Origin of the sequence: Kitasatospora viridis (assembly GCF_007829815.1) — a bacterium.
Classification (GTDB): Bacteria; Actinomycetota; Actinomycetes; order Streptomycetales; family Streptomycetaceae; genus Kitasatospora; species Kitasatospora viridis.
On record NZ_VIWT01000001.1, the window covers coordinates 1182871 to 1209777 of the forward strand.

The following is a 26907-nucleotide window of genomic DNA, read 5'->3' on the forward strand; positions in this document are numbered from 1 at the left end:
GTCGGCCTGGGCCCCCAGCACAGAAGGGGTACCCACATGAACGAGCAGCTGTGCGAGGCGTGCGGCACCGGGCCCGGTGCGATCGAGGACCTCGACGCCGAACCGCCGCAGACGTGGTGCTTCGGGTGCGCTGAGGTGCTGCTGACGATCGGCGACCCCGTGACGCGCTACCGCGAGTTGGCCGGGGGCGGCGCCGAGTACACCCGCCAGCTGCGCGAGCGCGGCACTACGGAGACCCTGCGCTTCCGGTAGCTCCTCTTCTTCGAGCTCAAGGTATGGCCCAACCGGTCCGTATGCGACATGATCATCGGCGACGCATCCACCGCGCACCCGATCGGATACCCAGCACACGATGACCAGCCCCGCCCCCACGCTCGACCTGCTCCTGCTCGACACCGAGCTCGCCGCCCGCGTCGCCGCCGGCGCGCCCGCCCCGGAGGACCGGTGGGCGGAGGGCTTCCCGCGTGAGGACGACTCCGACCCCGCGTCGATCATCGCCAAGTCGGCTGTCTCCCCCGGCGAGTTCGGGGTCTACGCGCTCGTCCCCCGCTCCCACGGCAAGGTCATCGGCACCGCCGGGTTCTTCGGCCCGCCGGACGCCGAGGGCGCCGTCACCATCGGCTACGGCATGGTCGAGCCGGAGTGGGGCCAGGGCTACGGCACCGAGGCGGTCGCCGGCCTGATCGCCGTGTGCCGCGCCCACGGCGGGGTCACCAGCATCAACGCGGACACCGACCTGGACAACGTCGGCTCCCAGCGGGTGCTCCAGAAGAACGGGTTCACCCGGACCCACGTCACGGACGCGCAGGAGTTCTACACGCTGCGTCTCGGCTCCTGACACCAGTAGCACCTGCACAACAGCTGCGGGCACCAGGCGAATTCGCCTGGCGCCCGCAGCTGTTGGTTGAAGGGTGACGGCGCGGCAACGCCTTCCCTTCCAAGCCCTGGGTCTCGGTGGAGTCCGTAACACCTAGGGACGGAAGCTTCGTTGACCGAAGTTCCCGATTCGTGTCACAGCGTCACACGCATGGCGACCGGGGGCAATCACAACGCGGACGGATGTGCATCAATCCCACCGGGGTTAGCGCTTTACGCCTTGTAGTGGTAACTTCCGCAGCCCGCTGGGCGGATCGGGCCGGGATCGACCGGAAAACATGGTCCCACCAGCGGCGATGACCCTCATGGGCACCCCTGCGCCACCTTTAACCGATTGGTCACCCAGCGTAGTTCGCGGGAATCGAGCGGGCGCCGACCGCCGCGATCGCGTCGCTTCCGACTGGACAGGAGCGCATCAAACCCGGCTGGGAGCCGTGCGACTCGTGTGGCTTCCGGGCGCGCGGCGGCATAATCGTGACGTGGCGTCAGGGCTCGGTCGGCAAACCGCAGTTCACCAGCGACGCCCGCTTGGAGTCCGTAACGACGCAGGCCCGGGAACCGGTCCTGCGCACCCGAGTTGGGAGTTCCCGATCATGCACCAACCCTCCGGCGACCACAGCGCCGCCTCCTACTGTGTGGAGACCGTGCCGCCGCTGCCGGTCCGCCCCGCCCTGTCCGGCATCGAGGGCGCCCTCATCATCGTGGTGATCCTCGCCGGCATAGCCCTGACCGTCCTCGGCGAGTCCACCGCGATGGTGGTCGAACTGCTCGGCGGCCTGGCCTACGTGGCCGCCAGGCTCGTGGTGACGGCCCGCGCCGGGAGCACGCAGTCCGTCCAGTCCGTGCAGTCCCTGCACCGGGGGTGAGTCCGAACCGATGGGTCGGCCCGAACGGCCGCTCGACGGTTTGACGCAGACCGGCTCACTCGCGCAGCGGCTCCGGTCGCTGCGCGAGCGAGCCGGCCTGTCGTACCGTCAGCTGGCGGAATCCACCAAGTACAACGCGTCCACGTACTCCCGCGCGGCCAGCGGCAGCGCCCTGCCCACCCTTGAGGTGGTCGAGCTCTACGCACTGCGCTGCGGCGCCGACACCCCCGAGCTGCGAGAACTGCGCAGCCTCTGGCGGGCCGCTCACCGCGCGAGGGAGGCCCGGCCGCGCACCGTCCCGCTGGACCTGATCCGGCAGCCGGCCGAACTCTGCGACGCCATGGTCGCCCTGCGCTCCCGCGTCGGCCGCCCGTCGCTGCGCACCCTGGAACAACGAGCCGGCGGCTTCGGTCGCCTGCCGCACAGCAGCCTCAGCCTGGTGCTGCGCAGACGCGCCATGCCCGGCCGCGCCCTGCTCGAACACTTCGTCCGCGCGTGCGGGGTGCCGAGCGCGGAGCTGGACCGGTGGCTCAAGGCGTGGGACCGGATCAGCGCCTCCCGGATCAGCAGACCGGCGGCCACGGACCTGCTGCTCCAGTACCGGGACCTGCTGACAGCGGAGCAACAGCCCGACGGCAGCGTGCGCTTGAGCCTCCCGATGACGGTGAACGCCCTCGTGGGCACCACCGGCCAGTCGGGCTGGGGGCTACGGGGTGGGCCGGTGAGCACCGTCTTCACCCCGCAATCGGGCTGGCTCGACGAACCGGCTGCACCGTAGTCAACGGAGCAACGGCACCATGCTCGCCTCCGGCTCCAGCAGTGTGCGGCGCGCGGGTCCGTGCTCGGTCGGCAGGGCCAGGTACGGCGGGTCAGCTCTCGGTGGGTCAGCTCTCGGTGGGTCCGCCACGGAGCATGCTCGCCGATCCGATCAGCTGCGAGCGTTCCAACTGGTCCAGCACGTCGTCGAAGGTGACTGGCTTCCGGCGTCGGCTGCTGACGATCTCCATGACACAGCCGTAGACGACACGGCCGTCCATGTCGATCAAGTCCATCACGAAGTCATCAGCGGTCTTCTGCTCGATGCCCCACTCCACTAAGCACTCGGACGGGAAGTCCTTGCTGTTGTCAGTGACGATCACCTGCGCGCCGGCCTTGATCGCTGCGGCGAGAACGTGGCGGTCGTCCGGATCGGGCAGTTTGAGCCCCTCGATCAGGGGCTCGTAGTTCGTGACGAGGCAGTCCCGCACAGCGGCATTCATCCGGCGCCGCAGCTCCGCCCGCTTCTCGTCATCACCGATGTCATTGCGGCGGAGCGCGGCTTCCACTTCGTCCAGGATCTGCTCGGTCCACTTGGCCTGGACGATCCTGTGTTGGGCCAGACGGATGAGCAGGTCACGCACCGTGTTCGGATAAAGCACATTCGAGTCGTACAGGACGATGAAAGCCATGTCAGAGCAGTCCCAGCTCCTCGTCCAGGGCCGTGAGGGAGTCGGCCGCGTCCTTGCGCTCGCGGTCATCCCTGCGCTTGTACTCCATGACGTCGTTGAACCTGATCCGGCGGTGGCGTCCGACCCGCTCGAAGGGGATCACACCCTTCTCCAGCAGACCGATCAGATAGGGCCTGGAGACGTTGAGCATGTCGGCGGCGACCTGGGTGGACACGATCGCATTGACGGGCATGACCTGCACACCTTGCCCGTTTGCGAGGGCCGCGAGCATCGCGGCGAACATCTCGACAGTGGGGCGCGGCAGGACGAGCGGACCGTCGGAACCGACCTCACCCAGGATGGTGATGTCCGCGGTGCTGTCCGCGGTGTGCGCGAGATAGTCACGGATCCTGCGAAGCGCCCGTTCAGCGCTCTCGGCGTCGACCGTGCCCGGCTCGATCTTCCGGCCTTCCGTGGCGGTTGCCATAGTCGTACCTCCTAGAGCCCAGTCTAGTCGCAACATCCGAAGCATTCGCAATATTCGCAACGTCTTCCGAGGAAGCGAGTCGGCGAGATCACCTGCGTGCTGTCGGCGCACTCGAACACGCCGGGCTCCGTCACCCGAACACGATCGCCCGCCCGCTCGCCACGCTCGCGTGGCAGGCCTGGTGGAGCTGGTGCCAGGTGAAGAGCTCGGGTTCGAAGGGCTCGTCGTCCAGGAGGGTGGCGAGGCGGGCGGCTTCGGCCGGGGGGAGGGAGCCGTCGGGGTTGGGGTGGATGCCGAGGGCGGGGGCGAAGGAGTGGAGTTCGGTGAGGAGGTTCTGGCTGGAGCCGACCATGGCGCCGCCGGGGACGCCGGAGTCGGCGGGGAGGAAGAGCGGGTCGCCGAGGTCCACCGGTATGTAGTAGCCCTCGCAGTCGGAGTGGCAGAGCAGGTGGGAGTCGAACAAGTAGGTTTCCTCGTCGACCAGTTCGAGGTCCTCCTCGTACTGCTCGGGGCTGACCCGGCGGGCCGGGGTGACCGGTTCGCCCAGGCGGTGCAGGGCGTACACCCGGCGCAGGCCGGTCAGGAAGCTGTAGGGGAAGCCCGCCGAGAAGGACGCGTCCGCCCCTGCGGGCTCCCGCCAGGCCACGCCGGCGGCTTCGAGTGCCCGGTGCAGCGTCCGTGCGTCGTCCCGCATGTCCGGGGTACCGAGTAGCCCCACACTGATCGACAGTCCCATGCCCGGCAGCCTACGGCCCGGGTGTGACTGCGCGGCCCAACTCGTGCCGCAGGCAGTCGGGGTGGGCCGGGCCGGTGTCGAGGTGGTTCTCGTCGAGGGCGTTGGAGACACACAGCCGGCCGCCGCCGGCGAAGGCGAACTCGACGGCCACCGTGCCGGCGGCCAGGTCGCGGCGGTCGCTCGGTGGCCGCCATTCGAGCAGGGCCACCTCGCGCAACTCCCGGCCGAGCAGCGACTCCAGGCGATCGTCGCGCCGCGACCAGCGGGGCGTGAGCTCGAACCACTCCCACCCCGCGATGGTCGCCGCGGTGTCGATCGTTCCCCAGCCGATCGAGAGCTCGTCGAGCTTCCAGTGGCAGAGCTCCAGTTGGACGCCCTCGAAGTCCAGGACCACCGGGCAGTCGGCGAACCAGTCGTCGTCCTCGGCGAACCGGACGACGGCGAACCCGGTCAGCCGGCGCCCGGTGAGCGCAGCCAGGCGTCCTCCGTGCGCCTGGCGGACGGCGTCGAGCCCGACCAGGAAGGACGGCTCGAAGCCGGCGATACCCATGTGCACGGCACCCAGTGTCCCCGGTGGTCAGGACTTCAGGAAGGCGAGCAGGTCGGCGTTGAGCTCGGCCGCGTGGCTGACGTACAGGCCGTGCCCGGCGGTCGGGTACTCGCGGTAGGTGCAGCCGGGGAGGGCGGCGGCGGTGCTGCGGCCGGTGACGTCGATCGGGGCGGAGAAGTCGGCGGCCCCGTGCACCACCATGGCGGGGACGGTGACCCGGCTCAACGCCTCGCGGCTGTCGGCGTGGAAGGCGGCCTGCTGCATCTTCAGGGTCGCCCACGGCGAGGTGGACATGCACTGCTGGTAGGTGGCGTCGATCTGCTGCGGGGAGACGTCGTTGCCCAGGTGGGTGGCGAAGTAGGCCTGCGTCTGACGGGCCATCCACTTGCCCCGGTCGGCGCGGATCTGCTGGAAGAGCTGCTCGGCGACCTCCTCGGGGATGCCGCCCGGGTTGTCCTCCGTCAGCTTGAGGAACGGCAGGATCGCGGCGAGGAACACCACCCGCGCCACCCGCGCGTTGCCGTGCCGGGCCAGGTAGCGGGCGGCCTCGGCGCCGCCGGTGGAGTGGCCGACCAGGGTCGCGTCGCGCAGGTCGAGGTGCTCCAGCAGCGCGGCCAGGTCCTCGGTGGTGGTCTCGATGTCGTAGCCGTCCGAGGGGCGGTCGGAACGGCCGTGGCCGCGGCGGTCGATGGCGATGCAGCGGTAGCCGTGCTCGACCAGGAACGGGATCTGGCACTCCCACATGTCCGTGTTCAGCATGGCGCCGGCGATCAGGACGACCGGCTCGCCCGTGCCGTAGTCCTCGTACGCGATCCGGGTGCCGTCGTGGGTCTCGAAGAACATGGTGGCCGTTCCCTTCGTGGTGTGGTTCCTTGTGTGTGGTTCCTCTGACACCCGGAACGTTAGGCGGGTCGGCGGGCGGCGGAATCAGCCGTGCATAGGTAGGGGTACTGAGGAGGGACGGGACGGCATGGGCACCGTGGTGCTGATGTGCGGGCTGCCGGGGGCCGGGAAGTCCACGTACGCCCTGGGCCTGGTGGAGCGCGGATACCTGCGCCTGTCGATCGACGAGGCGGTGTGGCAGCGGCTCGGCGGGCGTGACGCCGGGGTGGTGCTGGGCGAGGCCGAGTTCGACGCGCTGAAGGAACTCGTGCGGGCCGAACAGCGGCTCCAGCTCGTGGAGTCGCTGCGGGCCGGGCGCAACGTCGTGGTGGACTACAGCTTCTGGAGCCGGGCCGCCCGCGACGACTACCGTGCGCTCGCCGACCAGCACGGCTACCAGTGCGAGTTGGTGTACCTGAAGGCCGACCGGGCACTGCTGGAGCAGCGGCTGGCGGTGCGGAACCGGCAGGCCGGCGCGAACGCGGTGACGGTGGGCCCGGAGCTGCTGGGGCGTTACCTCGCGCACTTCGAGGAGCCGTGCGGGGAGGGTGAGTTGATCATCGAGCAGAAGGCCCAGGACCGCTAGCGGGGTGCCCCCCACAGGTATATGCGGGCACGTTTCGGGCTGGGCCGAAGTGATTCGCCCCCACCATCGGAGGCATGAGCAGCCCTTCGAGTCTTCGCGACCCCTCGACCCTCCGCCGTCCGGATCCGCCGACGGGCAGGCGCCGGGCGCTGGTGCTCGGCGTGATGTGTGCCGGGATGTTCCTCGTGCTGCTGGACGTCACCGTGGTCAACGTCGCGCTGGCCGGGATCGGGGGTGCGCTGCACACGGGGTTGGACGGGCTGCAGTGGGTGGTGGACGCCTACACGGTGGTGCTCGCGGCCTGTCTGCTCGGGGCCGGGGTGGTGGGCGACCGGTTGGGGCACCGGACGGTGCTGGTCGCCGGCCTGGTGCTGTTCGGGGGCGCCTCGCTGGCCTGCGGTGCGGCGCCCGGGATCGGTGCGCTGGTGGCGGCGCGGGCGGTGCAGGGGCTGGCGGCGGCGCTGCTGCTGCCCAGCACGCTCGCGGTGGTCAACCGGACCTTCCCCGAGCGGCGTGAGAAGGCCCGGGCGCTGGGCGTCTGGGCCGGGGTCTCGGCGCTCGCACTGCCCGCAGGGCCGCTGGTCGGCGGGGCACTGGTCAGCGGGGCCGGCTGGCGCTGGGTGTTCCTGGTGAACCTGCCGGTGGTCGCGCTCGCCCTGCTGCTGACGCTGCGACTGCTGGAGCGCGACGTGCCCGTGCGCACCCGCCGGCTCGACCTGCCCGGCGTGCTCGGCACGGCGGTGCTGCTCACCGCCCTGGTCTTCGGCGCGATCACCGCCGGGCGCTCCGGCCCGCACTGGCCGGCCGGTGCCGCGCTGCTGGTCGCGCTGCTCGCCGCGCTCGGGCTGGCCGCCTGGGAGCGGCGGGCGGCCGACCCGATGCTGCCGCCCGAACTGCTGCGCCGAGCCGACTTCGTGGGCGCCAACCTGGTCGCCGGGTCGATGAACTTCGTCGGCCTCGGGCTGACCTTCGTGCTCTCGCTCTACCTGCAGAGCGTGCGCCACCACGCGGCGCTGACCGCCGGGTTGATGCTGCTGCCGCTGTTCTCCCCGCTGGCCGTGTGCGCGCCGTTCACCGGTCGGCTGGTCGCCCGGTACGGGCCGCGTCCGCCGATGCTGGCCGGGCTGCTGCTCGGGATCGCGGGCAGCGCCGACCTGTTGGCGCTGCGCTGGGACAGCGGCTACCCGGTGCTGCTGCCGGCCCTGGCCTGCCTCGGCTTCGCGATGGGCCTGTTGACGCCGGCGGTGGTGGCGGCCGCCCTTCAGGCGGGCCCGGCGGACCGGCCCGGGCTCTCCTCCGGCGTCAACAACACCTGCCGGCAGGCCGGCGGCGCGCTCGGCATCGCGGCCTTCGGGGCGCTCGCCCGGGACCCGGGGGCGGCCCAACGGTTCACCTCCGGGCTGCACTTGGCGGGGGCGTTCGCGGCGTTGCTCTGGTCGGGGTCGGTGCTGCTGACGCTGCGCACGGTTCCGCGGATCACCCGCGGGGAGTGAGTGCGGCACACACCCCCTAGAGCTCCAACAGGGCCGTCAGCGTGGCGATTTCCCGGATGCCCGCCTGCGCCGCCTGCGCCGAGGCCGGACCGCCGCTGGTCCGCCGGTTGAGCCAGTACGCCTGCAGCCCGGCCGCGCGGGCGGCGACGGCGTCGTGCTGGAGGTGGTCGCCGACGTGCAGGATCCGGGCGGGTTCGAGGTCGAGGCCGGCGGCGGTGTGCAGGAACATCCGGGCATCCGGCTTCTGGTAGCCGCTCCGCTCGGGGTTGGTGACGCAGGCAAAGTAGCCGCCGAGGCCGACCCGGGCCGGGTCGGTGTTGCCGTTGCTGGTCACCGCGAGCACGAAGCGGCCCGCCAACTCGTCGAGCACGGAGACGACTTCGGGGTAGGGGCGCAGCTCGGCCCAGCGGACCTCGTTGTACCAGTCGAACAGCTCGTCCACCCGGTCCGGCCGGCTGGAGCGGCCGCCGCGCTCCAGGGCCGCACCGAAGGAGGCCTTGCGCAGCTCCCGCAGGTGGGTGCCGGGCGGCGCGGCCTGGCCGGCCTCGGTCCACAGCTCGTCCAGCCACTCCCCCGAGACCGGCCCGTCGGCCCGCCGCACGCCCTCCTCCGTCAGCCGGTCGGCGACGGCGGCGATGGCGACCGCGTAGGAGGCGTTGAAGTCCCAGAGGGTGTCGTCGGCGTCGAAGGAGATCGCGGCTATCCCAGGCATGCCGCCGACCCTACCGGCTGCCGGCACTTCAGTGCGGAAGTGGATTCGGAATTTCCTGTTCCGAACCAACCGCTGCAACTTCTGCCACCCCCGCTCCTCCTGGGCTTGAGTTACACGTGAGTTACGGGAGAGAAGAAGCGCAGCTGGTGGCCGGTTTCCGGAGGTCGCGACCCACGACGGGGCGGCACGCGTCAACCGGTCGCGCTTGAGAAGTGCGTGAGGACGGCTTGAAATTGCTTGCGCCCAGCCTCCGGTTGGCAGAGGGTTGCCCTGTCAGCAGCGCGGAAACGCGGATTTACGCGCAGGAACTGATACGGGGGATCATGTACGACGTGATCATTGTCGGAGCCAGAATATCTGGCTCCGCGCTAGCGATGGTTCTGGCCGACCGCGGATACCGAGTCCTGGTAGTTGACAGGATCACTTTTCCCAGTCCGACCAGTTCGTCGACAAATCTCATACACCCGCCGGGAGTCAACTGGCTCCGCCGATGGGGAATACTCGACCGGCTCAACGAGCACAGCATTCCCGAGATCACCCACTACTCGCTGCAGAGCGGCCCGGCGCGGCTGGTCGCGCCCCTGCCGAGCGTGGAGGGCGTCGGCTACGCCCTCTCCCCGCCGCGGATCAGCCTGGACCAGGCGCTCGCGGACGCCGCCGTCGCCGCCGGCGCCGAGCTCCGGGAGGGCGTCTCCATCCAGGAGCTGCTGACCGAGAACGGCGTGGTCACCGGCGTCAGCGGCGTCTCCAAGACCTCCGGGAAGATGTCCGAGAAGGCCACCATCGTGGTCGGCGCGGACGGCAAGAACTCCCGGGTCGCGCAGTTGGTGGACGCCCGGAAGTACCGGGACCAGCCGGTGCTCAGCAAGAGCTCGTGGACCTACTGGGAGGGCCTGGAGCAGGAGCCCCTGGTCCGCACCTACCGGAAGAACCGCCGCCACCCGTTCAGTTGGCCGACCCATGACGGGCTCTCCATCGTCGGCGTGGCCTGGCCCACCGACACCTTCCCCACCGGCGACCCGGAGCAGACCGACCGGTCGGTGATCGAGGCCTTCACCGACGTCGACCCCGAGTTCGCCGAGCGGCTGCGCCAGGCGAAGCGCGGCGACCGCTGGCTCACCGGCTCCGTGCCCAACTTCCTGCGCACCTCGCACGGTCCGGGGTGGGCGCTGGTCGGCGACGCGGGCGCCACCCGGGACCCCATCACCGCCTCGGGGATCACCCACGCGCTGCTCGGCGCCGACCTGCTCGCCGACGCGATCACCGACGGGCTGGAGAACCGCCCGATGGCCGAGGCGATGGCCGGCTACACCGCGCGCCGGGACCGCCTGATCGGCGACCACTACGACTACACCCGCGACTACGCGAGGGTCGCGGACCACTCGCCGGAGGAACGCGCACTGATCGCGGCGATGAGCCGCAGCCCCCGGCACGGCCAGGCGATGATCGGGCTGTTCGCCACCGTCGTCCCGCCGGAGCAGTTCTACACCCGGGACAACTTCCGTGAGCTGTTCGGCTACTTGGGCGGCGCTGGCGAGGTGCCCTGGACGTCCCGGCTGGTCCGCTGGCTGATCGAGGGCGTGCCCGGCCGACCCGCTTGGGCCTCCGGCACGGCCGACCGCCTGATCGCTTCGAAGCTCGGCCCGATGGGCGAGTTGCTGCTGCGCAGCCCGGTACCGGGTGGCTCCGGCCGCCGGCCCGTCTCCGCTCCGACCGCCTGAGGTCCTCACTCCCGTTCCGCTTCCTCCTTCACTTCGGTCCCACCATCCTCCTTCCCTTCGGCTCCACCATCCCGCTGCCCGCGAACGACGGCCGGACGACGAAGTCCGCGCCCGCGCGAGGAAGCACCGGGCGAGGAGAGCTGCGCGCGGCACGTGTCGTGCGAGCCACAGCAGCCCCGGTCACCTGACAACCCACTGCGGCAACGAAGCAGACGGGCGCTCGGCCGACTCACCGCGCGCGGCGCGGATGCGGTGGGCGATGACGTGCGGGCCGCCCTCCCCCTTCACGAAGCAACACCCCCTGGAGGTTCCTGATGACCAGATCGACCGAGATCGTGGCCGGCACCGGACCGGCTGTCCTCTTCCCCGGCCAGGGCAGCTTTGACGGTGCCGCGCTGCGGCTGGCGCACGCCGCGCACCCGCAGGTGGCCGCCGTCTTCGACCGCATCGACACGGTGGCGGTCGAGCTGTTCTCCCGCCCCCTCACTCCGCTGCTCTTCGGCGCCTCCGACATCGAGCTACCCAAATTGCTCGCTGACGAACCGTGGGTTTCGCAACTGGCCATCTACGGCAGCAGTCTGGCCGCCTACCGGATCCTGGCGGACCACGGCCTGCGGGCCTCCGTGCTGGCCGGACACAGCCTCGGCGAGATCACCGCACTGGTGGCGGCCGGCGCCTTCTCGGTGGAGGACGGCGCCCGGATCGTCGCCCGCCGGATCATGGTGATCGCCGAACGCGAGGACAGCGGCGGCGCGATGGCGGCGCTGTCCACCAACCCGGACCGGGCCGGCCACCTGGTCAGCCTGATCGGCGACCCGATGCTCTCGATCGCCACCGAGAACCACGACACCCAGACCGTGCTGAGCGGCTCGATCGGCGCACTGGCCTCGGTGCGGGCCATCACCGCACAACTGCGGATCAGCTACCTGCAGTTGGAGACCTCCTACGCCTTCCACAACCCGGCGCTGGCCGATGTCGCCCCGCGCTACGCCCAGTTCGTCGCCACGCTGGACCAACGGCCGCTGACCACACCGGTCTTCTCGCCGATCCTGGGCCGCTTCTACGAGCCGACCGAGCCGCTGGCCGAGCGGCTCGCCGAGCACCTGACCGCGCCCGTGCGGTTCTCCGCCGCGGTGCGGGAGCTGCGGGCCGACGGCCACCACACGTTCGTGGAGGCCGGCGGTCGGGCCGTGCTGACCTCGCTGGTGTCCCGGGTGGCCGGCGGCGACGAGGTCACCGCGCTGGCCACCCTCGCCATCGCCAAGCGCGACGGCGCGCTGCAGCTGGCCGGCACCCTGGCCGCCCTGCAGGCGGCCGGGCTGGCGACCACGGACGGGCTGAGTTCGGTGCGCCTGCACCTGGTTCCGGACGCACCGGCGGACCTCTTCGAGGAGTTCTGGCAGGCCCACCGCGAGGAACTGGCCGAGCTCGCGGCCAACCGGCTGAAGGACTTCCTCGACGCGGGCGCGGGCGCCCGCCCGGCCGCACGCACCGCACCCACCGCACCCACCGCACCCACCGCACCCACCGCACCCACCGCTCACACCGTGGCCGAGCCGCGACCGGAAGCCGGAGCGGTGGCACCGCAGGCTGCCCGCCCCAAGGCCCCGGCGCCGGGCGTCCCCGGCCGGGAGGAGCTGCTCGCCACCGTGCGCGGCATCTACGCCGAGGCGCTTGAGTACCCCGAAGAGGTCTTCACCGCCGACGCCCTGCTCGAAGCCGAACTCGGCGTCGACTCCGTCAAGCAGATCGAACTCCTCGCCCGCGCCTCCCGCCACTACGGACTCCCCACCCGCGCAAGCGACTTCCGCCTCGCCGACTACGGCACCCTGGACACCATCGTCACCCTCATCTCCGACGAACTGGGCCAGCTGACCCCGGCGGACGAGACACCGCCCGCTCCGGAGCCCAGCGCCGCCGCACCGGTCAGCCCGCTCCGGGCCAAGGAGCCGGCGCCCGCCCACCCCGGCCGGGAGGAGCTGCTCGCCACCGTGCGCGGCATCTACGCCGAGGCGCTTGAGTACCCCGAAGAGGTCTTCACCGCAGACGCCCTGCTCGAAGCCGAACTCGGCGTCGACTCCGTCAAGCAGATCGAACTCCTCGCCCGCGCCTCCCGCCACTACGGACTCCCCACCCGCGCAAGCGACTTCCGCCTCGCCGACTACGGCACCCTGGACACCATCGTCACCCTCATCTCCGACGAACTGCGTCAGCTGACCCCGGCGGGAGAAGCCGCGTGACCACTGATCTCACGGGCAAGGTGGCGCTGGTCACCGGCGGCGCCCGCAACGTCGGCAAGGCGATCGCCAGCACGCTGGCCGAGCGCGGCGCCCACGTACTGATCAACTACTTCCACTCGCACGAGCAGGCCAAGCGGACCCGGGACGAACTGCGCGAGCGCGGCGCCGAGGTGGACATCTTCCGCGCCTCGGTCGCCCAACCGGCCCAGGTGACACGGATGTTCGCGGAGATCGAGCAGCAGATCGGCCGGCTGGACATCCTCGTCAACAACGCGGCCAACGGTGCGCTGCTGCCCGTCCACGACACCACCGACGCCGACCTGGACCGGGCGCTGGAGACCAATCTCAAGGGCGGCCTGCGCTGCGCCCAGGCGGCGGCCCCGCTGATGGCCCGCTCCGGCGGCGGCTCGATCGTCACGGTCTCCGCGCTCGGCGCCTCCCAGATGGTCATGGCCAACTACCTCGCCTGCGCACCGGCCAAGGCGGCGGCCGAGGCCGCCGCCCGGTACCTGGCCGTGGAGTTCGCGCCGCTGAACATCCGGGTGAACATCGCCTCCGCGGCGATGCTGGCCAGCGAGGTGGCCGACAAGTTCCCCGACGCCGCCGCGATGCAGCAGGCGGTGATCGCCGGCACACCGCTCGGCCGGCTCGGCACGGCGGAGGAGTTCGCCAAGCTGGTGGCGTTCCTGGCCTCCGACGAGTCCAGCTGGATCACCGGTCAAGTGGTGCTCGCGGACGGCGGGTTGACCCTCGGGGCGACCCTGCTGGCCCCGGCCCGGCCGCACGGCCCGACGCTGACTCCGCCCGCATCCGCATCCGCATCCGCGACTGGAGCCGAGGCCGAGGTTGAGGCCGGGACTGAGGTTGAGGCCAAGGCCGAGGCCGAGCCGCCCGCCGCACTGAAGGCCGTGCCGGACCTCGCCCCCACCACCGAGGCGGCGGACGACGCGCTCTCCCTGGAGGACGACGACGACCAGATCGCCGTGGTCGGCATGGGCCTGGCCGTCAGCGGCGCCAACAGCCCGGCGGAACTCTGGCAGTTGCGCACCACCGGTGCCGAACTCTTCATCGAGGTGCCGGAGGACCGCTGGGAGCGGGCCGCCTTCTCCTCGCCCGACCAGGCCGACGAGGACAAGTCCTACCAGGACACCTGCGTCTTCATCACCGACTTCCAGCCGGACCCGGCCGCCCTGGAGGGCCTGAGCGAGGACCCGGACGAGACCGAGCTGACCACGCTCTGGCTGCGGCACTCGCTCGTCCAGGCGCTGGACGGCGTGCACCGCCGCCCGGGCGACCGCCACTCCCTGCACGTCGGCTACACCGCCGACGGCAGCCAACACCTCGAAGAGGCAGGCGTGTTGGCCGCCGCCAACCACCTGACCGCGGAGATCACCACCGAGCTGGAGATCACCGGCGCGGAGCGCGAGCGACTGCTCTCGGGCGTGGACCGCGCGCTCTCCTCCCGCTACCACCGCGGCCAGTCGGCGGGCCCGCGCTTCCTGCCGCACCAGGTGGGCCAGGAGGCGATGGCCGGCGTGCTGCCGTCCGACACGCCCGTGCAGATGGTCGACACCGCCTGCTCGTCCTCGCTGTACGCCATCGACATCGGCGTCAAGGGCCTGCTCGCCGGCCAGTACGACCTCGCGGTCTGCGGCGGGGCGTTCGCCCTGGCGCCGCGCGGGACGGTGCTCTTCTCCAAGCTCAAGGGCCTGTCCAAGCGCGGCTCGGTGCACTCGCTGGACGCCGACGCGGACGGCGTGATCTTCGCCGACGGAGCCGGCGTGGTGGTGCTCAAGCGGCTCAGCCGGGCCAAGGCCGACGGCGACCGGATCCTCGGCGTGCTGCGGGCGTTCGGCTCGTCCTCGGACGGCAAGGGCAAGGCCATCTACGCCCCCAGCTCGGCCGGCCAGGACCTCGCGGTGCGCCGCGCGCTGACGGCCGGCGGACTCACCGGCACCGACGTGGACTGGGTGAACGCCCACGCCACCGGCACCCCGGCCGGCGACCTCGCCGAGTTCACCACCCTGCGCCAGCACTACGGCGTGGACCGCAGCACCGTGGTGACCTCCAACAAGTCACTGATCGGGCACACCGGTTGGGCGGCCGGCGTGGTGTCGCTGATCGAGTCGATCCTGGCCATGGAGGAGCAGACGATCCCGGGCCAGTACCGGTACCGCTCGGCCCCCGAGGTGTTCGAGATGGACACCACCAAGCTGGAGATCTCCAGCGAGTCCCGCCCCTGGGAGGCGCGGACCGGCCACCGCAGGACGGCCGCGATCTCCGGCTTCGGCTTCGGCGGCACCAACGCCCACCTGATCGTCTCGGAGCCCGAGGACCAGAACGAGCACGAGTACGAGCACGAGGGCAAGGACGAGGCCAAGGGCAAGGACGAGGACCGCCCCGCCGCCCGCGTGCCGGCCGCACCCGCGGACCGGATCGCCGTGGTCGGCTGGTCCGCCAAGCTGCCCGGCACGACGGGCCGCGAGGACGTGCTGGCCTGGCTGGAGGGAGACCGCACCATCCCGGCGGGCTTCGGCGACAGCTACCCGGCGCCCTCCTTCCAGGAGGTGCGGATGCCTCCGCCCACCGTGCGCACCATCGACCGCTGCCAGCTGATGATCATCTCCTGTGCGCACGAACTGCGCGGCCAGCTCTCCGAGTTCTGGGACGCCAAGGCGGAGCGCACCGGCGTGGTGATCGGCCACATGGGACCGACCAGGGCAGCCATGCTGTACGCCAACCGCTGCTACCTCGACGACATCGAGCGCGGTCTGCGGTCCGACTCCGCACTCGCCGCCGAGCCCCGGCTGACCGCCGTGGTGGACCGGCTGCGCGAGCGGGTGCGGTCGATGACCCCGCCCTCCAACGAGGACTCCTTCCCCGGGATGATGCCCAACGTCATCTCGGCCCGGGTGGCCAACTACTTCGACCTGCACGGCCCGAACATCACGGTCGACGCCGGTCTGGGCTCGGCGCTCTCCGCGTTCTCCACGGCCACCCACTACCTGCGCAGCGGCGAGCTCGACTTCGTGCTGGCCGGCGGGATCAACGGCAACAGCCTGCCCGAGTACCGTCCGCTGCTCCGCGAGGTCTTCGGCGACCAGCAGGTCGATCCGGCCGAGGGCGCGTTCCTGTTCGGGCTGACCACCGAGCGGATCGCCCGGGAGGCGGGCCTGGAGGTGCTGGCCTTCGTCGACGAGCTCACGCCCGAGGCGCGGCCGGCCGACGCCGCCACCGAGGTCGACTGCGGAGCCGGGAGCGAGGACGGACGCTACCTCGGTGCGGCCGGCGGTCTCGCCGTGCTGCGGGCGCTGCGCGAAGCCCGGGGCACGACCGTCGTCCGCTGCCACGAGAACTCCGGCGCGGCGGCCACCGGACTGGTCGTCAGCTCGCCGGAGCAGCCGGCACCGGCGGACCAGGCGGACCAGGCGGACCAGGCCGACACCACCGACCAGCGAGCCGGCGACGACCTCGTCCAGCGCTACACCACGCAGCTGCGCCCCGAGCCGCTCGCCCCGACCGCGGCACCCCTCACGGACCCGCTGCCGGCCGGCGCGGTGGTGCTGACCGACAACCCCCGGCTGGTGCTCGACCTGGCCGCCCCCGGCGCCGCGCTGACGGTGCTGAGCACGGTCGCCCCGGCCGAGCCGCGAGCGGGCTGGCACCACCTCCCGGAGGTCACCCCCGAGGCGGTGCGCACGGCGCTGGCCACCCTCCGGGGGCCGGTGCGGGACCTGCGGGTGGTCGCCGACCTCACCGCCTCGGTGCCGGCCGGGCAGGCCCTCACGGGCGAGATCGACCAGCTGCGCGACCTGCACGACCTGACCTTCCTGACCGTGCAGCAGCGGTACGAGGAGCTCGGCGACGCCGCCGCCTCGGTCGTCCTGCTGCTGCTCGGCGCGATGCCGGGCGCGGTGCCGCACCCGCTGGCCGGCCTGTTCACCGGGCTCGCCAAGTGCGTGCACCTGGAGCTGGCCGAGGCCACCTGCTACGCCCTGCTCACGGCCACCTCGGACCCGGCGCTGGCCGGACCGGTGGCGGCCCGGGAGCACGGCGCGGTGCGCGGCTTCCCGATCGTCTACCACGACGGCCGGCAGCGGCTGGTCCCCGGGCTGGCGCGGACGCCCGCGCGGCGGCCGGCGACCGAGCCCGGGTCGGAGCCGCTCGGCCCGGACTCGGTGGTGGTCGCGCTCGGCGGCGCCCGCGGGATCACCGCCGAGCTGCTGGTGGCGCTCGCCGAGCGCCACGGCTCGCGGATCGTCGTGCTGGGCAGCAACTCGCTGGACAGCTACCCGCAGGAGACCTTCGAGGGCAGCGACGAGGAGTTCGCCGCCACCCGTTCCGCCTTCATCTCCGCCCGGGTGCGGGCGGGCGGCACGACGGTGGCGGAGAGCAGCCGGCGGTTCGACCGGATGGTCGACGCCCGCACGGCCCGCCGCAACCTGGACCGCATCGCCCGGCACAGCGGCCGGGACCGGGTCGGCTACCTCACCTGCGACGCCCGGGACGGCGAGTCGGTGCGGACCGCGGTGGACGCGGTGTTCGCCGAGCACGGCCGGATCGACCTGGTGATCAACGCCCCGGGCCTGAACCGCTCGGCGATGATCCGGGACAAGGACTTCGCGGAGTTCCGCCGGATCCGCGACCTCAAGCTGGACGCGCACCGCAACCTGCACCGGGCGATGGCCGGCCGGACACCCGCGCGGTGGTGCGACTTCGGTTCGCTGCTGGGCTTCTTCGGCCAGCGCGGCGAGGCGGACTACGCCTCGGGCAACGACTACCTGGCGACCGCCGCCGGCTACGCGGCCGCCACCGGCGTCCCGGAGTTCGTCATCGGCTGGACCCTGTGGGACGAGGTCGGCATGGGGTCGAACGAGTTGACCCGGGCCTACTTCAAGCGGGCCAACACCTACAGCCACATGCCGGTGGTGGAGGGCGTGCGGCACTTCCTCGCCGAGCTGGCCGAGCCGCGCGTGCGCGGCGGCGTGGTCCACCTCGGCGATGCGGAGCGGGCCACCGTCGAGCAGTTCTACCCCGGCTTCCTGGCCGAGGAGCGGGCGGTGACGGGCAGTCGGCCCGGACGCTTCTACCTGCGGCGCGAGCTGCCGGCCGCCGGGCCGGACGCCGGGCCGGACGCCGGGCCGGACGCGGTCGACGGCGCCGAGGTCTCCTTCGAGTGCCCCTTCGACCTGGACACCGACGGCTACCTCGAACACCACCTGGTCAGGGGCGTGCCCACGCTGCCCGGCACCTTCGTCACCGAGCTGGCCGCCGAGGCGGCGCTGCACCTGGTGCCCGGCGGTGACGTGGTCGCGCTGGAGGACGTCCGGTTCCTGCACTTCCTGCAGGTGCACCGGGAGATCCCGCAGGGTCCGAAGCGGATCACCGCCCGGATCGTCGAGCAGGTCGGCGACCTGACCACGGTCGAGGTGCTGGTCAGCTACGACGTGGTCTCGCCCTCCGGGGTGCAACTGGTCTCCGGGCGACCGCACTTCACGGCGCGGGTGCTGGTCACCAAGGGCTTCCCGGCGGCGCCGCTCTGGCAGCCGTGGGACGACTCCGAGGACTTCCCGGTGCCCGACCCGTACCACGCCGAGGGCGCGCCGGTGCGGCTCACCGGCCCGTTCGTGGCCACCACCGCGACGCGCAGCGGCCCGCGCGGCTCCCGTGCGGTGTACCGGGCCGCGCTGGAGGGCGGGGACGGACCGTGGTCCTCGTTCCTGCTCCCGCCGGTGCTGCTGGACGCGATGGCCCGCACCGGCGTGCTCGCCCCGGTGAACGGCCTGATCCCGGTGGCGGCACCGCTGTCGATCCGCCGGGTGGACCTCTACCAGCAGGCGAACGACCTCGAACTGACCGCCGAGCACGGATCCCTGGACATCTACGTGGTCAACCCCGGCTTCGGTGAGCACTCCTCGGAGGGCAACCGGTTCGTGGCGGTGGCGCCCGGCGGCCGGGTGGTCGCGCAGATGAAGGACCTGACCGCGACGGTGATCGGCTACCTCGACCCGGCCACCGGCCTGCTGCGCGGGCCCGCCGAGCTGCAGGAGGTGTCCTCGTGACCGGATCCGTGCTCACCGACGCGCCGGCCGAGCAGGCCGCCACCGGGGCGGACACCGCCCCGGTGCGCCGGATGGTCTGGCGGCTGACCCCCGCCGAGTCGCCGGCGTCCCGCCGGTCGCTGCGCGACCGCCGGGTCGCCGTGATCGGCGGCGACCCGGGGACGGCGGCACTGGTCGGCGCCGCGCTGGAGCGGCGCGGCGCCCGGCTGGTCGAGGCGGAGCAGCACGTCCCGGACATCGTGGTGGACCTCGCCCTGGCGGACCGGCTCACCCCGACCGCCGGCCGCGACTGGCGGGCTGCCCTGCTGCGCACCTTCACCGTGCTGCGCCACTGCTACCAGTCGTGGAGCACGGAGACCTCGGCCGACCGGCTGACCTACCTGGCCGTCAGCTACCTGGGCGGCGGCATGGGTTACCACCCGGACGACGACATCGCGCAGCCGCTCGGCGGTCTGTGGGCCGGGCTGGCCAAGAGCCTGCACCGGGAGCTGCCGAACTGCGCGACCCGGATCCTCGACATCGCGCCGGACGCCGTGGCGGACCTGCCCGAGCTGGTCGCCGAGGAGCTGTGCCTCCCCGGGCTCAGCGAGATCGGCCGGCGCGACGGGCAGCGCTGGGTGCTCACCCCGGAGTCCGTGCCGGCGGCCGCGCCGGCGGTGCGCTGGGGCGGCGGGGACACCCTGCTGATCAGCGGCGGCGGGCGGGGCATCGGAATGGCCCTGGCCCGCGAGCTGGCCCGGGAGTTCGGGCTGCGGGTGGTGGTCACCGGCCGGGCCGAGCTGCCGCCCGAGGAGGGCTGGTCGGAGCTGACCGCCGAGGCGCTCCAGCGCCGCCGGGCCGAACTCTGGGCCGAGCACCGCCAGGGGCGTCCGGTGGCCGACATCCGACGGGAGATCACCCGCACCGAGGCCACCTGGGAGCTGGTCGGCAACCTGCTCTCGGCCCGGGCCGAGGGCCTGCGGCTGGACTACCGCGCGTGCGACTTCACCGACCCCGCGGCGGTGCGCGAACTGGTGCGGCAGCTGCCGGACCTGACCGGCGTGATCCACAACGCCGGGGTGGACACGCCCAGCCGGCTGCCGAACAAGTCGGACGACGAGATCGCCGTCGTGGTCTCCACCAAGGTCGACTCGTTCCTCCACCTGCTGGACGCGGTGCGCGAGTTGCCGCTGAAGGTGTTCTGCACGGTCGGCTCGCTGACCGGGCGGCTCGGCGGGATGGTCGGGCAGCTCGACTACGCCGCGGCGAACGAGGGGCTGGCCCGGCTCGGCCTGTGGGCGCAGCGCCAGGTCGGCTTCCCGGTGATGACGCTGGCCTGGCCGACCTGGGACCGGCTCGGCCTGGTCGCCAACTTCAGTGCCAGCCTGCGCTACATGGCGGCCATGGACATCGGCGACGGGCTGCGGCACTGGCGCTCGGAGCTGCTGGCCGGCTCCACCGGCGAGGTCAGCTTCGTCGGTCCGCTGGGCCGGGCGCTCGACCCGGTGCAGGCGGTCAGCTACCCGGTGGTCCCCCAACTGCCGGGCTTCGAGGAGACGTTCCCGAAGATCTTCCACCTGGGCACGGTGCTGGAGTACCAGCCGCACGCGCGGCTGGCCGGTGTCGTCGAGCTCGACACGGACCGGGCCGCGGCGATCGGCGACTTCCGGTTGCGCGGCGAACCCGCGCTGCCGGTGAGCCTGTTGCTGGAGAGCGCGGTGCGGGGCGCGGAGTGGGTGACCCCGGCGCACCTGCCGGAGCTGGTGCTGCTCTCGATCGACGACCTGTCGGTGCCGCTCGCCCTGCTGCAGTGCGAGCGGGGCCGGGTCCGGCTGCACCGGGAGGTGCGCGGCTGGGAGCAGGACGGGCAGTGGGTGGCGGAGGTGCTCTTCCGCCGCGAGGAGGGCGGTCCGCAGGCCCGGATGCGGCTGACCTACCGGGAGGCGGGCGCGCCGGCGGCACCGGCCGGGCGCGCCCCGCTGCCCGGTCGGGCCGCCGCCGACGAGGCGGCCCGGGCCACGGTGTGGAGCGCCGCACCGCTGCTGTCCTGGCGCGGTCTGGTGGTCCCGCTGTCCCGCTGGGCGGCCGAGGGCACCGACCGGATCACCGCCGAGGTCCGGCGCTGCCTGCCCGGGGACCTGTGGACCGTGCCCGAACCGCCGTCGTCCGCCGTGCCGGTGGCCGCGCTGGAGAACATCCTGCACGCGGCGGTGGGCCAGGGCGTCGGCTGGGCGGGCTCCTCCGACCAGCTGTCGGTGACCCGGATCCGGCTGCACGGGCCGGAGGGCGACCGGGTGCTGATCGCGGGCGACCCCGCGCTCGGCGTCTGGCGGGTGACCGACGCCGGCTCGGGCGAGGCCGTGGCCGTGGTCACGGGCCTGGTGGGGTGGCGCGGGTGAGCCGCGCCGCCGAGTGAGCGCGGTGGGGTGGCGGGGCCGCCCCACCGGAGCGGTAGTCGTCGTCGCGGGGATGGTCCCCGCGGCCTGTTGGAAAGGGATACCGAAATGACCGATGTGAACCCGAACCGGCGCACGCTGGAGCGCTACTACGAGGAGTGCCTGAACAAGGGCAACCTGGACGTGATCTACGAGGGCGCCACCGACGCCCACATCAGCCACGGCACCGCCGAGAACGGCAAGGAGGGTGTCGAGCACCTGAAGGAGTGGGTGCGGATCCAGCGCGCGTCCTTCCCGGACCTGCACGTCACCGTGGACGACTGGATCATCGAGGGCGAGAAGGTGGTCAGCCGCTTCACCGCTCGCGGCACCCACACCGGTGTGGAGTACTACGGGATCCCGGCCACCGGCCGGACCTTCGCCATCCCGGGCATCGTCATCGACGAGTTCTCCGAGGGCGTCATCGTGGAGAGCTGGTTCTCCATGGACGGGTTCGAGCTGGCCAAGCAGCTCGGCGCGTTCGGCTGATCGCCGGGCCGACCGGGCGGCAGGCCGGGGACCGCTCCCCGGCCTGCCGGCCCCGCCCGGGCTCAGGCCCGGGCGGTCCGCCCGGCCGCGTCGGCATCGGTGATCGGGGCGGCGTGCGCCTCCTCGATCCCGGACGCGGCGACCACGTCGAGCGCGCGCTGCAGCACCACGGTGTCCTCAAGGGTGCGGACCTCGTATATCCGTGCCCAGCGCATCTTCATGAACTGGTTCACCACATTCTCGTAGTACGAACCGTCGGGGAGCGGGGTCCGTACACGCACACTGGTGGCGACCGTGGTGTTCCACGGCCAGCCGGCGACCACGATGTCCTGCACCTCGAACCGGGGTCCGGGCATGACCCGGTCGATCCGCTCCCACCAGAGCCGCATCGCGGCGTGCGTGTGGCGCTCCCCGGAGAGTGCGTGCTCACCGTAGAAGGTGTAACTGAACTGCGGCGCGAGGGAATCCACCATGGACTCCCAGTTCCCCTTGCTGATCTCGGCGAATGCGGCGCGGACCTTGGCTTTGACAACCGTGTGGTAGACCATCAGAAACTCGACCTCCAGGCAGATCTGACGTATCGTCACGCACTTTTGATTCTCTCACAGTAATGCCCGCCGGGTTGGGCGGGAACGACCGAAAAGGAAGGGGAGATCGTTGCCGGCGCCGCGCAATGCACTTGTCACAGGATGTTCGTCCGGAATCGGACGCGCCACCGCGATCCGGCTGCGGAACGCCGGCCTGCGGGTCTGGGCCACCGCCCGGCGCCCCGAGACGCTGGTCGAACTGGCCGCCCAGGGAATCGACGTGCTGCAACTGGACGTCACCGACGCCGACTCGGCGAAGGCCGCGGTGGAGAGCGTCGCGGCCGCCGCCGGCGGGGTCGACGTCCTGGTCAACAACGCGGGCTTCGGGCTGGCCGGCACCATCGAGGAGACCTCGCTGGACCGGGTCCGCGAGCAGTTCGAGACCAACGTCTTCGGCGCGGTCCGGCTGACCCAGCTGGTGCTCCCCGGGATGCGCGAGCGCGGCGGCGGCTCGGTGGTCAACGTCTCGTCGATATTCGGCCGTTACGCCGCGCCCGGGGGCGGCTTCTACCACGCCAGCAAGCACGCCCTGGAGGGGCTGAGCGACGCGCTGCGCCTGGAGGTCGCCGGGTTCGGCATCCGGGTCTCGCTGGTCGAGCCCGGACCGGTGCGCACCTCCTGGGCCGACACCTTCGTCTCGCACCTGGACTCCACCGGCCAGGGCGACCCCGCCTACCGCCGCTTCCACCAGCGGACCGCCGACTACTACGCCGCGGTGTACGACCGCAGTCGGCGCACCCTGGCCGGCACCTTCGCCGTCGAGGCGGACGACGTCGCCAAGGCGATCGAGCGGGCCGCGCTGTCCCGGCGCCCCCGGGCCCGCTACCCGGTCGGCTTCCTGGCGGCCAGCACCCTCGCGCTGCGCCGGCTGACGCCGGACTCCGTCTTCGACAACGCCTACCTCCGCCGCCAGTTCCCGGTGCCCTGACCGTCCGGTCCAGCAGCGCCGACAGCCACCGAAACCGCCTGTGCCGAACCGCCCGTGACGAACCGCCCGTGAGAGGGACACCACCATGACCACCGAAGGACGGCGGGCCCCCGGCCCGCGCGGGATACCGCTGCTGGGCAGCCTGCCGCAGTGGAAGGCCCGGACCGCGGAGTTCCTGCTGCAGACCCAGCGCGACCACGGCGAGATCAGCCGGCTCCAACTCGGCCCGGTCACCGTGCACCTGGTCACCGAGCCGGACGCCGTGGGGCGGGTCCTCAAGGACAACAGCTCCAACTACGTGCGCGGCACCCTGTACGAGCAGTTCCGCACCGTGATGGGCGACGGCCTGCTGACCACCGACGGCGAACTCTGGCGCTCGCACCGCCGCACCATGCAACCGGTCTTCCTGCGCGGCGCGGTGGCCGCGATCGGCCCCAACGTGGTGCAGGCCACCCAGGAGATGCTGGACGGCTGGGAGGAGAAGGCGCGGCTCGGCCAGCCGGTCGACCTGGTCACCGAGACGCTGCGGCTGACCCTGGTCACGCTCAGCCGGTCGCTGTTCGGCTACGACATCCGGCCCCAGTCCCGGGTGCTCAAGGAGGTCGTGGACAACGTGATCGAGGTGATGTTCAAGCACGGCACGGTCTCCGAGATGCTCCCGGAGTGGATGCCGACCAAGCGCAACCGGCTGATCAAGCGGGACCGGCAGATCTTCACCCGGCTGGTCGAGGAGATCCGCCGGCAGCACGCCGACACCGGCGAGGGCGCGCTGATGGCGCTGATCGAGGCCGCCAAGGACCCGGTGACCGGCCGGGGGTGGACCGACGAGCAGGTGCGGGACGAGATGCTCACCCTCTACCTGGCCGGGCACGAGACCACCGCCGTGGCGCTCTGCTGGACCCTGGTCTCGATCCTGCTGAACCCGTCGGTGCAGGAGGAGCTGGACGCCGAGCTGGAGCAGGTCCTGGGCGGCCGGATCCCCGAGCCCGGGGAGCTGGACTCGCTGCCCTACACCTGCAACGTGGTCGACGAGGCGCTGCGGCTCTACCCGCCGATCTGGATCTACCCCCGGGACACCGTGGCGGCCGACGAGCTCGGCGGCTACCACATCCCGGCGAAGTCCTCGGTGCTGCTCTCGCCGCTCGCCTCGCACCGCAACCCGCGCTACTGGGACAACCCGGAGGCCTTCGACCCCCGGCGGTTCACCCCGGAGGCGGTCAAGTCCCGGCCGCGGATGGCGTACATCCCGTTCGGCGCGGGCGCGCGGATGTGCATCGGCAACCTGATGGCACTGATGGAGCTGCGGATGATGGTCGCGATGATCAACCAGCGGTTCCGGCTGTCCCTGGTGCCGGGCAACTTCCTGCGCTACGGCGACTCCTCGATCTCGCTGCGCCCGGTGACCGAGGTGCTCGCCATCCCCAGCTCGCGGACCAGCGGGCGCACCGCCGAGCGGGTGGCCTGACCGGACCGGTGGGGCCGCGCGGCCGCGCGGGGCACCACCGGTCGACGGCGGAGGTTGATCGCCTCCGCGCGAAGGAGTTAGGGTCGAATCCCGGGGGACGGAGCAACTGAGTTGCGAGTCGGCATTACTGAAGGACCATCAGAGACTGCGACGGGCTTTTCCATGCCCGAACGGCGAAGAATCCGCCTGGAAAGACGGTCTCTCCCACGAACTCCCCACCAGCCCCGCACAAAGCGGTCCTGCGGTGGCCGAGGCGCCGCATCGGCGAATTCACCGACCTCCTGCACCGGCCCGGTCCGACTTCAACCGCTTCAGGAGGAACGATGGAGATCAGGATTCTCGGGCCGCTGACGGTCCGGCACCGGAGCGTCGACCTCGTTCCCTCGGCCCCCAAGCCGCGCCAGGTCCTCGCACTGCTGGCGGCACGGGTCAACCAGACCGTCACCGTCGACGACCTGGCCTGCGAGCTGTGGGACCAGGAGCCGCCCCGGAGCGCGCTCAACACCATCCAGACCTACATCACCCAGCTGCGCCGCCCGCTGGCGCGGGCCGCGGCCCCCTCGTCACCCCAGGGCGCCGGACCCCAGGGGGCCGAACCCCAGGGCGCCGCCGACCCGGTCCTGGTCATGTCCGGCCGCGGCTACCAGCTGCGCACCCCGGTGGACCTGATCGACACCGCCAGCTTCGACACCCTGGCGGAGCAGGGGCGCCAAGCCCTGGCCGCCGGGCAGAACGCCGCCGCGGCCGACGCGCTGCGCCGGGCGCTGGAGGTGTGGCGCGGGGAGTTCCTGGAGGACACCCGGCTCGGCCCGATGCTGCGGATCCACCACACCCGGTTGAAGGAGGAGCGCCAACGGGTGCTGGAGCAACGGCTCGAAGCGGACCTGCGGCTCGGCCGGCACGCCGAGCTGCTCGGCGAGCTGGCCGGCCTCACCCTGCTGCAGCCGCTCCAGGAGAACGTGCACGGCTTCTTCATGCAGGCCCTCTGGCTCTCCGGCCGCAGGCCGCAGGCCCTGGACGTGTTCCAGTCGCTGCGCCGCCGGCTGGTCCGCCAGCTGGGCCTGGAGCCCGGGGCCCGGCTGCGCGAACTGCACCACCAGATCCTCGGCGAGGAGGCGGGCACCCTCTGAGCGCCGCCGCCCTTCAGTGGGCGGCGGGCGCGCCGGGCGCCGCGACGGGGTGCAGGCCGCTCGACGCCGCCGACAGCAGGACGTCGACCAACCGCTCCGCCGCGTCCGGCCGGCCGTGGGCGCGGGAGCGGGCGGCCATCGCGGTGCGGCGGGCCGGGTCGTCGAGCAGCGGGGTGAGCGCCTCACGCAGCCGGGCGGCCGAGGGGGCGTCGATCAGGGCGACGGCCGCGCCGGTGGCCTCCAGGTGGCGGGCGTTGTGCGCCTGCTCGTTGCCCGCCGCCGTGGCCAGCGGGACCAGCACGGCCGCCTTGCCCAGCGCGGTGAGCTCGGCGATGGTGCCGGCGCCGCTGCGCGAGACCACCAGGTCGGCCAGCGCGAGCACGTCCGGCAGCTCCGCGCCGACGTAGCCGGTCACCAGGTAGCGCTCACCCAACTCCCGCCCGAGCGCGGCCGCTTGCTGCCGCAGCGCGGGCTCGTGCACCGGGCCGCACTGGTGCACCACGTTGGCCCGGCTGAGCAGCCAGGGCAGCAGGTCGGCGATCAGCCCGTTGATCTGCTGCGAGCCCTGGGCCCCGCCGGTGACGTAGACGGTGGGCAGGCGGCGGTCGAAGCCGTAGAGACCGAGCGCCGAGACCGCCCGCTCCGGCTCCCCCAGCAGCACCTCGGGCCGCACCGGGTTGCCGGTGACCACGGCGTTCGCCCGGGCCGCCTCGGGCAGGTAGTGCAGGGTGGACTCGGCGGAGACCGCGAAGCGGGTGGCGGCCCGGGCCAGCACGTGGTTGGCCAGGCCGAGCCGGACGGTCTGCTCGTGCACCACCAGCGGCCGCCGGCACATCCGGGCGGCCAGGCCGATCGGCACGGCCACGTAGCCGCCGGTGGCCAGCACCACGTCCGGCCGCGCCTGGGCGACCAGCGCACGGGCCTGCGCGACGCCGAGCGGCACCCGGCCCATGTCCCGCACGTTGGCGGGCGAGACCAGCTTCAGCGGGTTGCCGCTGCGGCGCACCTTGCCGGTGCTGACGGCGGCGAACGGGATCTGCTCGGCGGCGGCCACCCGGGACTCCAGGCCGCCCGCGGTGCCGACCCAGAGCGCTTCGAGCGCCCGGCCGTCCTCGGCCAGCCGGGCCTGCAGGGCGCGCACGGCGGTCAGCGCGGGGTAGGTGTGGCCGCCGGTCCCACCGCCGGTGACGACCAGTCGGAACGGGCGCTGCGGGTCCTCGGGTTCGATCCGTCCATCAGGCACCGTCGCATTGTGC

The 26907-nt window shown here is 72.4% G+C and carries 22 protein-coding genes; 14 read left to right on the forward strand and 8 right to left on the reverse strand.

Going from position 1 to position 26907, the window contains the following annotated elements; translation table 11 throughout:
• The first annotated feature begins 36 nt into the window (after positions 1-36).
• From FHX73_RS05330 to FHX73_RS05345, 4 genes are all read left to right on the forward strand, one after another.
• A complete protein-coding gene (locus tag FHX73_RS05330; RefSeq protein WP_145903671.1) occupies positions 37-252 on the forward strand; it encodes a hypothetical protein in 216 nt (71 codons plus the stop codon).
• A 100-nt stretch (positions 253-352) separates the two neighbouring features.
• On the forward strand, positions 353-838 hold the full coding sequence (locus tag FHX73_RS05335) for a GNAT family N-acetyltransferase (RefSeq protein WP_145903673.1): 486 nt from the start codon (positions 353-355) through the stop codon (positions 836-838).
• 631 nt (positions 839-1469) lie between these two features.
• The gene (locus tag FHX73_RS05340) at positions 1470-1742 is read left to right on the forward strand and encodes a hypothetical protein (RefSeq protein ID WP_145903674.1); all 273 of its coding nucleotides are present in this window, start codon (positions 1470-1472) and stop codon (positions 1740-1742) included.
• A 10-nt stretch (positions 1743-1752) separates the two neighbouring features.
• Complete coding sequence (locus tag FHX73_RS05345) at positions 1753-2520, forward strand: helix-turn-helix domain-containing protein (protein ID WP_145903676.1); 768 nt, start codon at positions 1753-1755, stop codon at positions 2518-2520.
• 106 nt (positions 2521-2626) lie between these two features.
• Here FHX73_RS05345 and FHX73_RS05350 read toward each other — a convergent pair whose 3' ends face one another.
• From FHX73_RS05350 to FHX73_RS05370, 5 genes are all read right to left on the reverse strand, one after another.
• Positions 2627-3190, reverse strand: coding sequence for a PIN domain-containing protein (locus FHX73_RS05350; protein ID WP_145903678.1), 564 nt, complete (start codon positions 3188-3190; stop codon positions 2627-2629).
• 1 nt (position 3191) lies between these two features.
• Positions 3192-3656, reverse strand: a complete 465-nt coding sequence (locus FHX73_RS05355) for an excisionase family DNA-binding protein (protein ID WP_145903680.1) — start codon at positions 3654-3656, stop codon at positions 3192-3194.
• A gap of 130 nt (positions 3657-3786) precedes the next feature.
• On the reverse strand, positions 3787-4392 hold the full coding sequence (locus FHX73_RS05360; protein ID WP_145903681.1) for a hypothetical protein: 606 nt from the start codon (positions 4390-4392) through the stop codon (positions 3787-3789).
• 10 nt (positions 4393-4402) lie between these two features.
• The gene (locus tag FHX73_RS05365; protein ID WP_211786286.1) at positions 4403-4942 is read right to left on the reverse strand and encodes a hypothetical protein; all 540 of its coding nucleotides are present in this window, start codon (positions 4940-4942) and stop codon (positions 4403-4405) included.
• Positions 4943-4969: 27 nt separating this feature from the next.
• The gene (locus FHX73_RS05370; RefSeq protein WP_145903685.1) at positions 4970-5785 is read right to left on the reverse strand and encodes an alpha/beta fold hydrolase; all 816 of its coding nucleotides are present in this window, start codon (positions 5783-5785) and stop codon (positions 4970-4972) included.
• Positions 5786-5912: 127 nt separating this feature from the next.
• Between FHX73_RS05370 and FHX73_RS05375 the strand changes: the two genes are divergently transcribed.
• Positions 5913-6410 carry a P-loop nucleotide/nucleoside kinase family protein gene (locus FHX73_RS05375; RefSeq protein WP_145903687.1) on the forward strand — a complete coding sequence of 166 codons (498 nt, stop codon included), beginning with the start codon at positions 5913-5915 and terminating at the stop codon, positions 6408-6410.
• 74 nt (positions 6411-6484) lie between these two features.
• Entirely contained in the window at positions 6485-7903 is a 1419-nt protein-coding gene (locus FHX73_RS05380) for an MFS transporter (RefSeq protein ID WP_211786144.1), read from the forward strand.
• Positions 7904-7919: 16 nt separating this feature from the next.
• Here the strand turns inward: FHX73_RS05380 and FHX73_RS05385 are convergent, their stop codons facing one another.
• On the reverse strand, positions 7920-8615 hold the full coding sequence (locus FHX73_RS05385) for an HAD family hydrolase (protein ID WP_145903688.1): 696 nt from the start codon (positions 8613-8615) through the stop codon (positions 7920-7922).
• A 323-nt stretch (positions 8616-8938) separates the two neighbouring features.
• On the opposite strand from FHX73_RS05385, the gene FHX73_RS05390 reads away from it, so the two are divergent.
• The 5 genes from FHX73_RS05390 (at position 8939) to FHX73_RS05410 (ending at position 21541) form a co-directional block, all read left to right on the forward strand.
• Complete coding sequence (locus FHX73_RS05390) at positions 8939-10336, forward strand: NAD(P)/FAD-dependent oxidoreductase (protein WP_145903690.1); 1398 nt, start codon at positions 8939-8941, stop codon at positions 10334-10336.
• 314 nt (positions 10337-10650) lie between these two features.
• Positions 10651-12576, forward strand: a complete 1926-nt coding sequence (locus FHX73_RS05395) for an acyltransferase domain-containing protein (RefSeq protein WP_145903692.1) — start codon at positions 10651-10653, stop codon at positions 12574-12576.
• Complete coding sequence (locus FHX73_RS05400; RefSeq protein ID WP_145903695.1) at positions 12573-18638, forward strand: SDR family oxidoreductase; 6066 nt, start codon at positions 12573-12575, stop codon at positions 18636-18638. The genes FHX73_RS05395 and FHX73_RS05400 overlap by 4 nt, the downstream gene beginning before the upstream one ends.
• The gene (locus tag FHX73_RS05405) at positions 18635-21016 is read left to right on the forward strand and encodes a KR domain-containing protein (RefSeq protein ID WP_145903697.1); all 2382 of its coding nucleotides are present in this window, start codon (positions 18635-18637) and stop codon (positions 21014-21016) included. Before FHX73_RS05400 ends, FHX73_RS05405 begins: the two co-directional genes overlap by 4 nt.
• Before the next feature lie 105 nt (positions 21017-21121).
• Positions 21122-21541, forward strand: coding sequence for an ester cyclase (locus FHX73_RS05410; RefSeq protein ID WP_145903699.1), 420 nt, complete (start codon positions 21122-21124; stop codon positions 21539-21541).
• Between the two features lie 62 nt (positions 21542-21603).
• On the opposite strand, the gene FHX73_RS05415 is transcribed toward FHX73_RS05410, so the two are convergent.
• Positions 21604-22128 (reverse strand): nuclear transport factor 2 family protein, encoded by a 525-nt coding sequence (locus tag FHX73_RS05415; protein ID WP_211786145.1) that lies wholly within the window; start codon positions 22126-22128, stop codon positions 21604-21606.
• A 70-nt stretch (positions 22129-22198) separates the two neighbouring features.
• On the opposite strand from FHX73_RS05415, the gene FHX73_RS05420 reads away from it, so the two are divergent.
• The 3 genes from FHX73_RS05420 to FHX73_RS05430 all read left to right on the forward strand — a co-directional run bounded on the left by FHX73_RS05420 (position 22199) and on the right by FHX73_RS05430 (position 25651).
• Entirely contained in the window at positions 22199-23056 is an 858-nt protein-coding gene (locus tag FHX73_RS05420; RefSeq protein ID WP_145903702.1) for an SDR family NAD(P)-dependent oxidoreductase, read from the forward strand.
• A gap of 85 nt (positions 23057-23141) precedes the next feature.
• A complete protein-coding gene (locus tag FHX73_RS05425) occupies positions 23142-24521 on the forward strand; it encodes a cytochrome P450 (RefSeq protein ID WP_145903704.1) in 1380 nt (459 codons plus the stop codon).
• Positions 24522-24844: 323 nt separating this feature from the next.
• The gene (locus tag FHX73_RS05430) at positions 24845-25651 is read left to right on the forward strand and encodes an AfsR/SARP family transcriptional regulator (protein WP_145903707.1); all 807 of its coding nucleotides are present in this window, start codon (positions 24845-24847) and stop codon (positions 25649-25651) included.
• 13 nt (positions 25652-25664) lie between these two features.
• Here the strand turns inward: FHX73_RS05430 and FHX73_RS05435 are convergent, their stop codons facing one another.
• On the reverse strand, positions 25665-26894 hold the full coding sequence (locus tag FHX73_RS05435; protein WP_246213363.1) for a UDP-N-acetylglucosamine--N-acetylmuramyl-(pentapeptide) pyrophosphoryl-undecaprenol N-acetylglucosamine transferase: 1230 nt from the start codon (positions 26892-26894) through the stop codon (positions 25665-25667).
• Between the last annotated feature and the right edge of the window lie 13 nt (positions 26895-26907).

Excerpts from the sequence above, each read along its gene's own strand:
- FHX73_RS05330 (WP_145903671.1), top strand. The coding sequence starts at position 37 with ATGAACGAGCAGCTGTGCGAGGCGTGCGGCACCGGGCCCGGTGCGATC.
- FHX73_RS05335 (WP_145903673.1), top strand. The coding sequence starts at position 353 with ATGACCAGCCCCGCCCCCACGCTCGACCTGCTCCTGCTCGACACCGAG.
- FHX73_RS05340 (WP_145903674.1), top strand. The coding sequence starts at position 1,470 with ATGCACCAACCCTCCGGCGACCACAGCGCCGCCTCCTACTGTGTGGAG.
- FHX73_RS05345 (WP_145903676.1), top strand. The coding sequence starts at position 1,753 with ATGGGTCGGCCCGAACGGCCGCTCGACGGTTTGACGCAGACCGGCTCA.
- FHX73_RS05350 (WP_145903678.1), bottom strand. The coding sequence starts at position 3,190 with ATGGCTTTCATCGTCCTGTACGACTCGAATGTGCTTTATCCGAACACG.
- FHX73_RS05355 (WP_145903680.1), bottom strand. The coding sequence starts at position 3,656 with ATGGCAACCGCCACGGAAGGCCGGAAGATCGAGCCGGGCACGGTCGAC.
- FHX73_RS05360 (WP_145903681.1), bottom strand. The coding sequence starts at position 4,392 with ATGGGACTGTCGATCAGTGTGGGGCTACTCGGTACCCCGGACATGCGG.
- FHX73_RS05365 (WP_211786286.1), bottom strand. The coding sequence starts at position 4,942 with ATGGGTATCGCCGGCTTCGAGCCGTCCTTCCTGGTCGGGCTCGACGCC.
- FHX73_RS05370 (WP_145903685.1), bottom strand. The coding sequence starts at position 5,785 with ATGTTCTTCGAGACCCACGACGGCACCCGGATCGCGTACGAGGACTAC.
- FHX73_RS05375 (WP_145903687.1), top strand. The coding sequence starts at position 5,913 with ATGGGCACCGTGGTGCTGATGTGCGGGCTGCCGGGGGCCGGGAAGTCC.
- FHX73_RS05380 (WP_211786144.1), top strand. The coding sequence starts at position 6,485 with ATGAGCAGCCCTTCGAGTCTTCGCGACCCCTCGACCCTCCGCCGTCCG.
- FHX73_RS05385 (WP_145903688.1), bottom strand. The coding sequence starts at position 8,615 with ATGCCTGGGATAGCCGCGATCTCCTTCGACGCCGACGACACCCTCTGG.
- FHX73_RS05390 (WP_145903690.1), top strand. The coding sequence starts at position 8,939 with ATGTACGACGTGATCATTGTCGGAGCCAGAATATCTGGCTCCGCGCTA.
- FHX73_RS05395 (WP_145903692.1), top strand. The coding sequence starts at position 10,651 with ATGACCAGATCGACCGAGATCGTGGCCGGCACCGGACCGGCTGTCCTC.
- FHX73_RS05410 (WP_145903699.1), top strand. The coding sequence starts at position 21,122 with ATGACCGATGTGAACCCGAACCGGCGCACGCTGGAGCGCTACTACGAG.
- FHX73_RS05425 (WP_145903704.1), top strand. The coding sequence starts at position 23,142 with ATGACCACCGAAGGACGGCGGGCCCCCGGCCCGCGCGGGATACCGCTG.
- FHX73_RS05430 (WP_145903707.1), top strand. The coding sequence starts at position 24,845 with ATGGAGATCAGGATTCTCGGGCCGCTGACGGTCCGGCACCGGAGCGTC.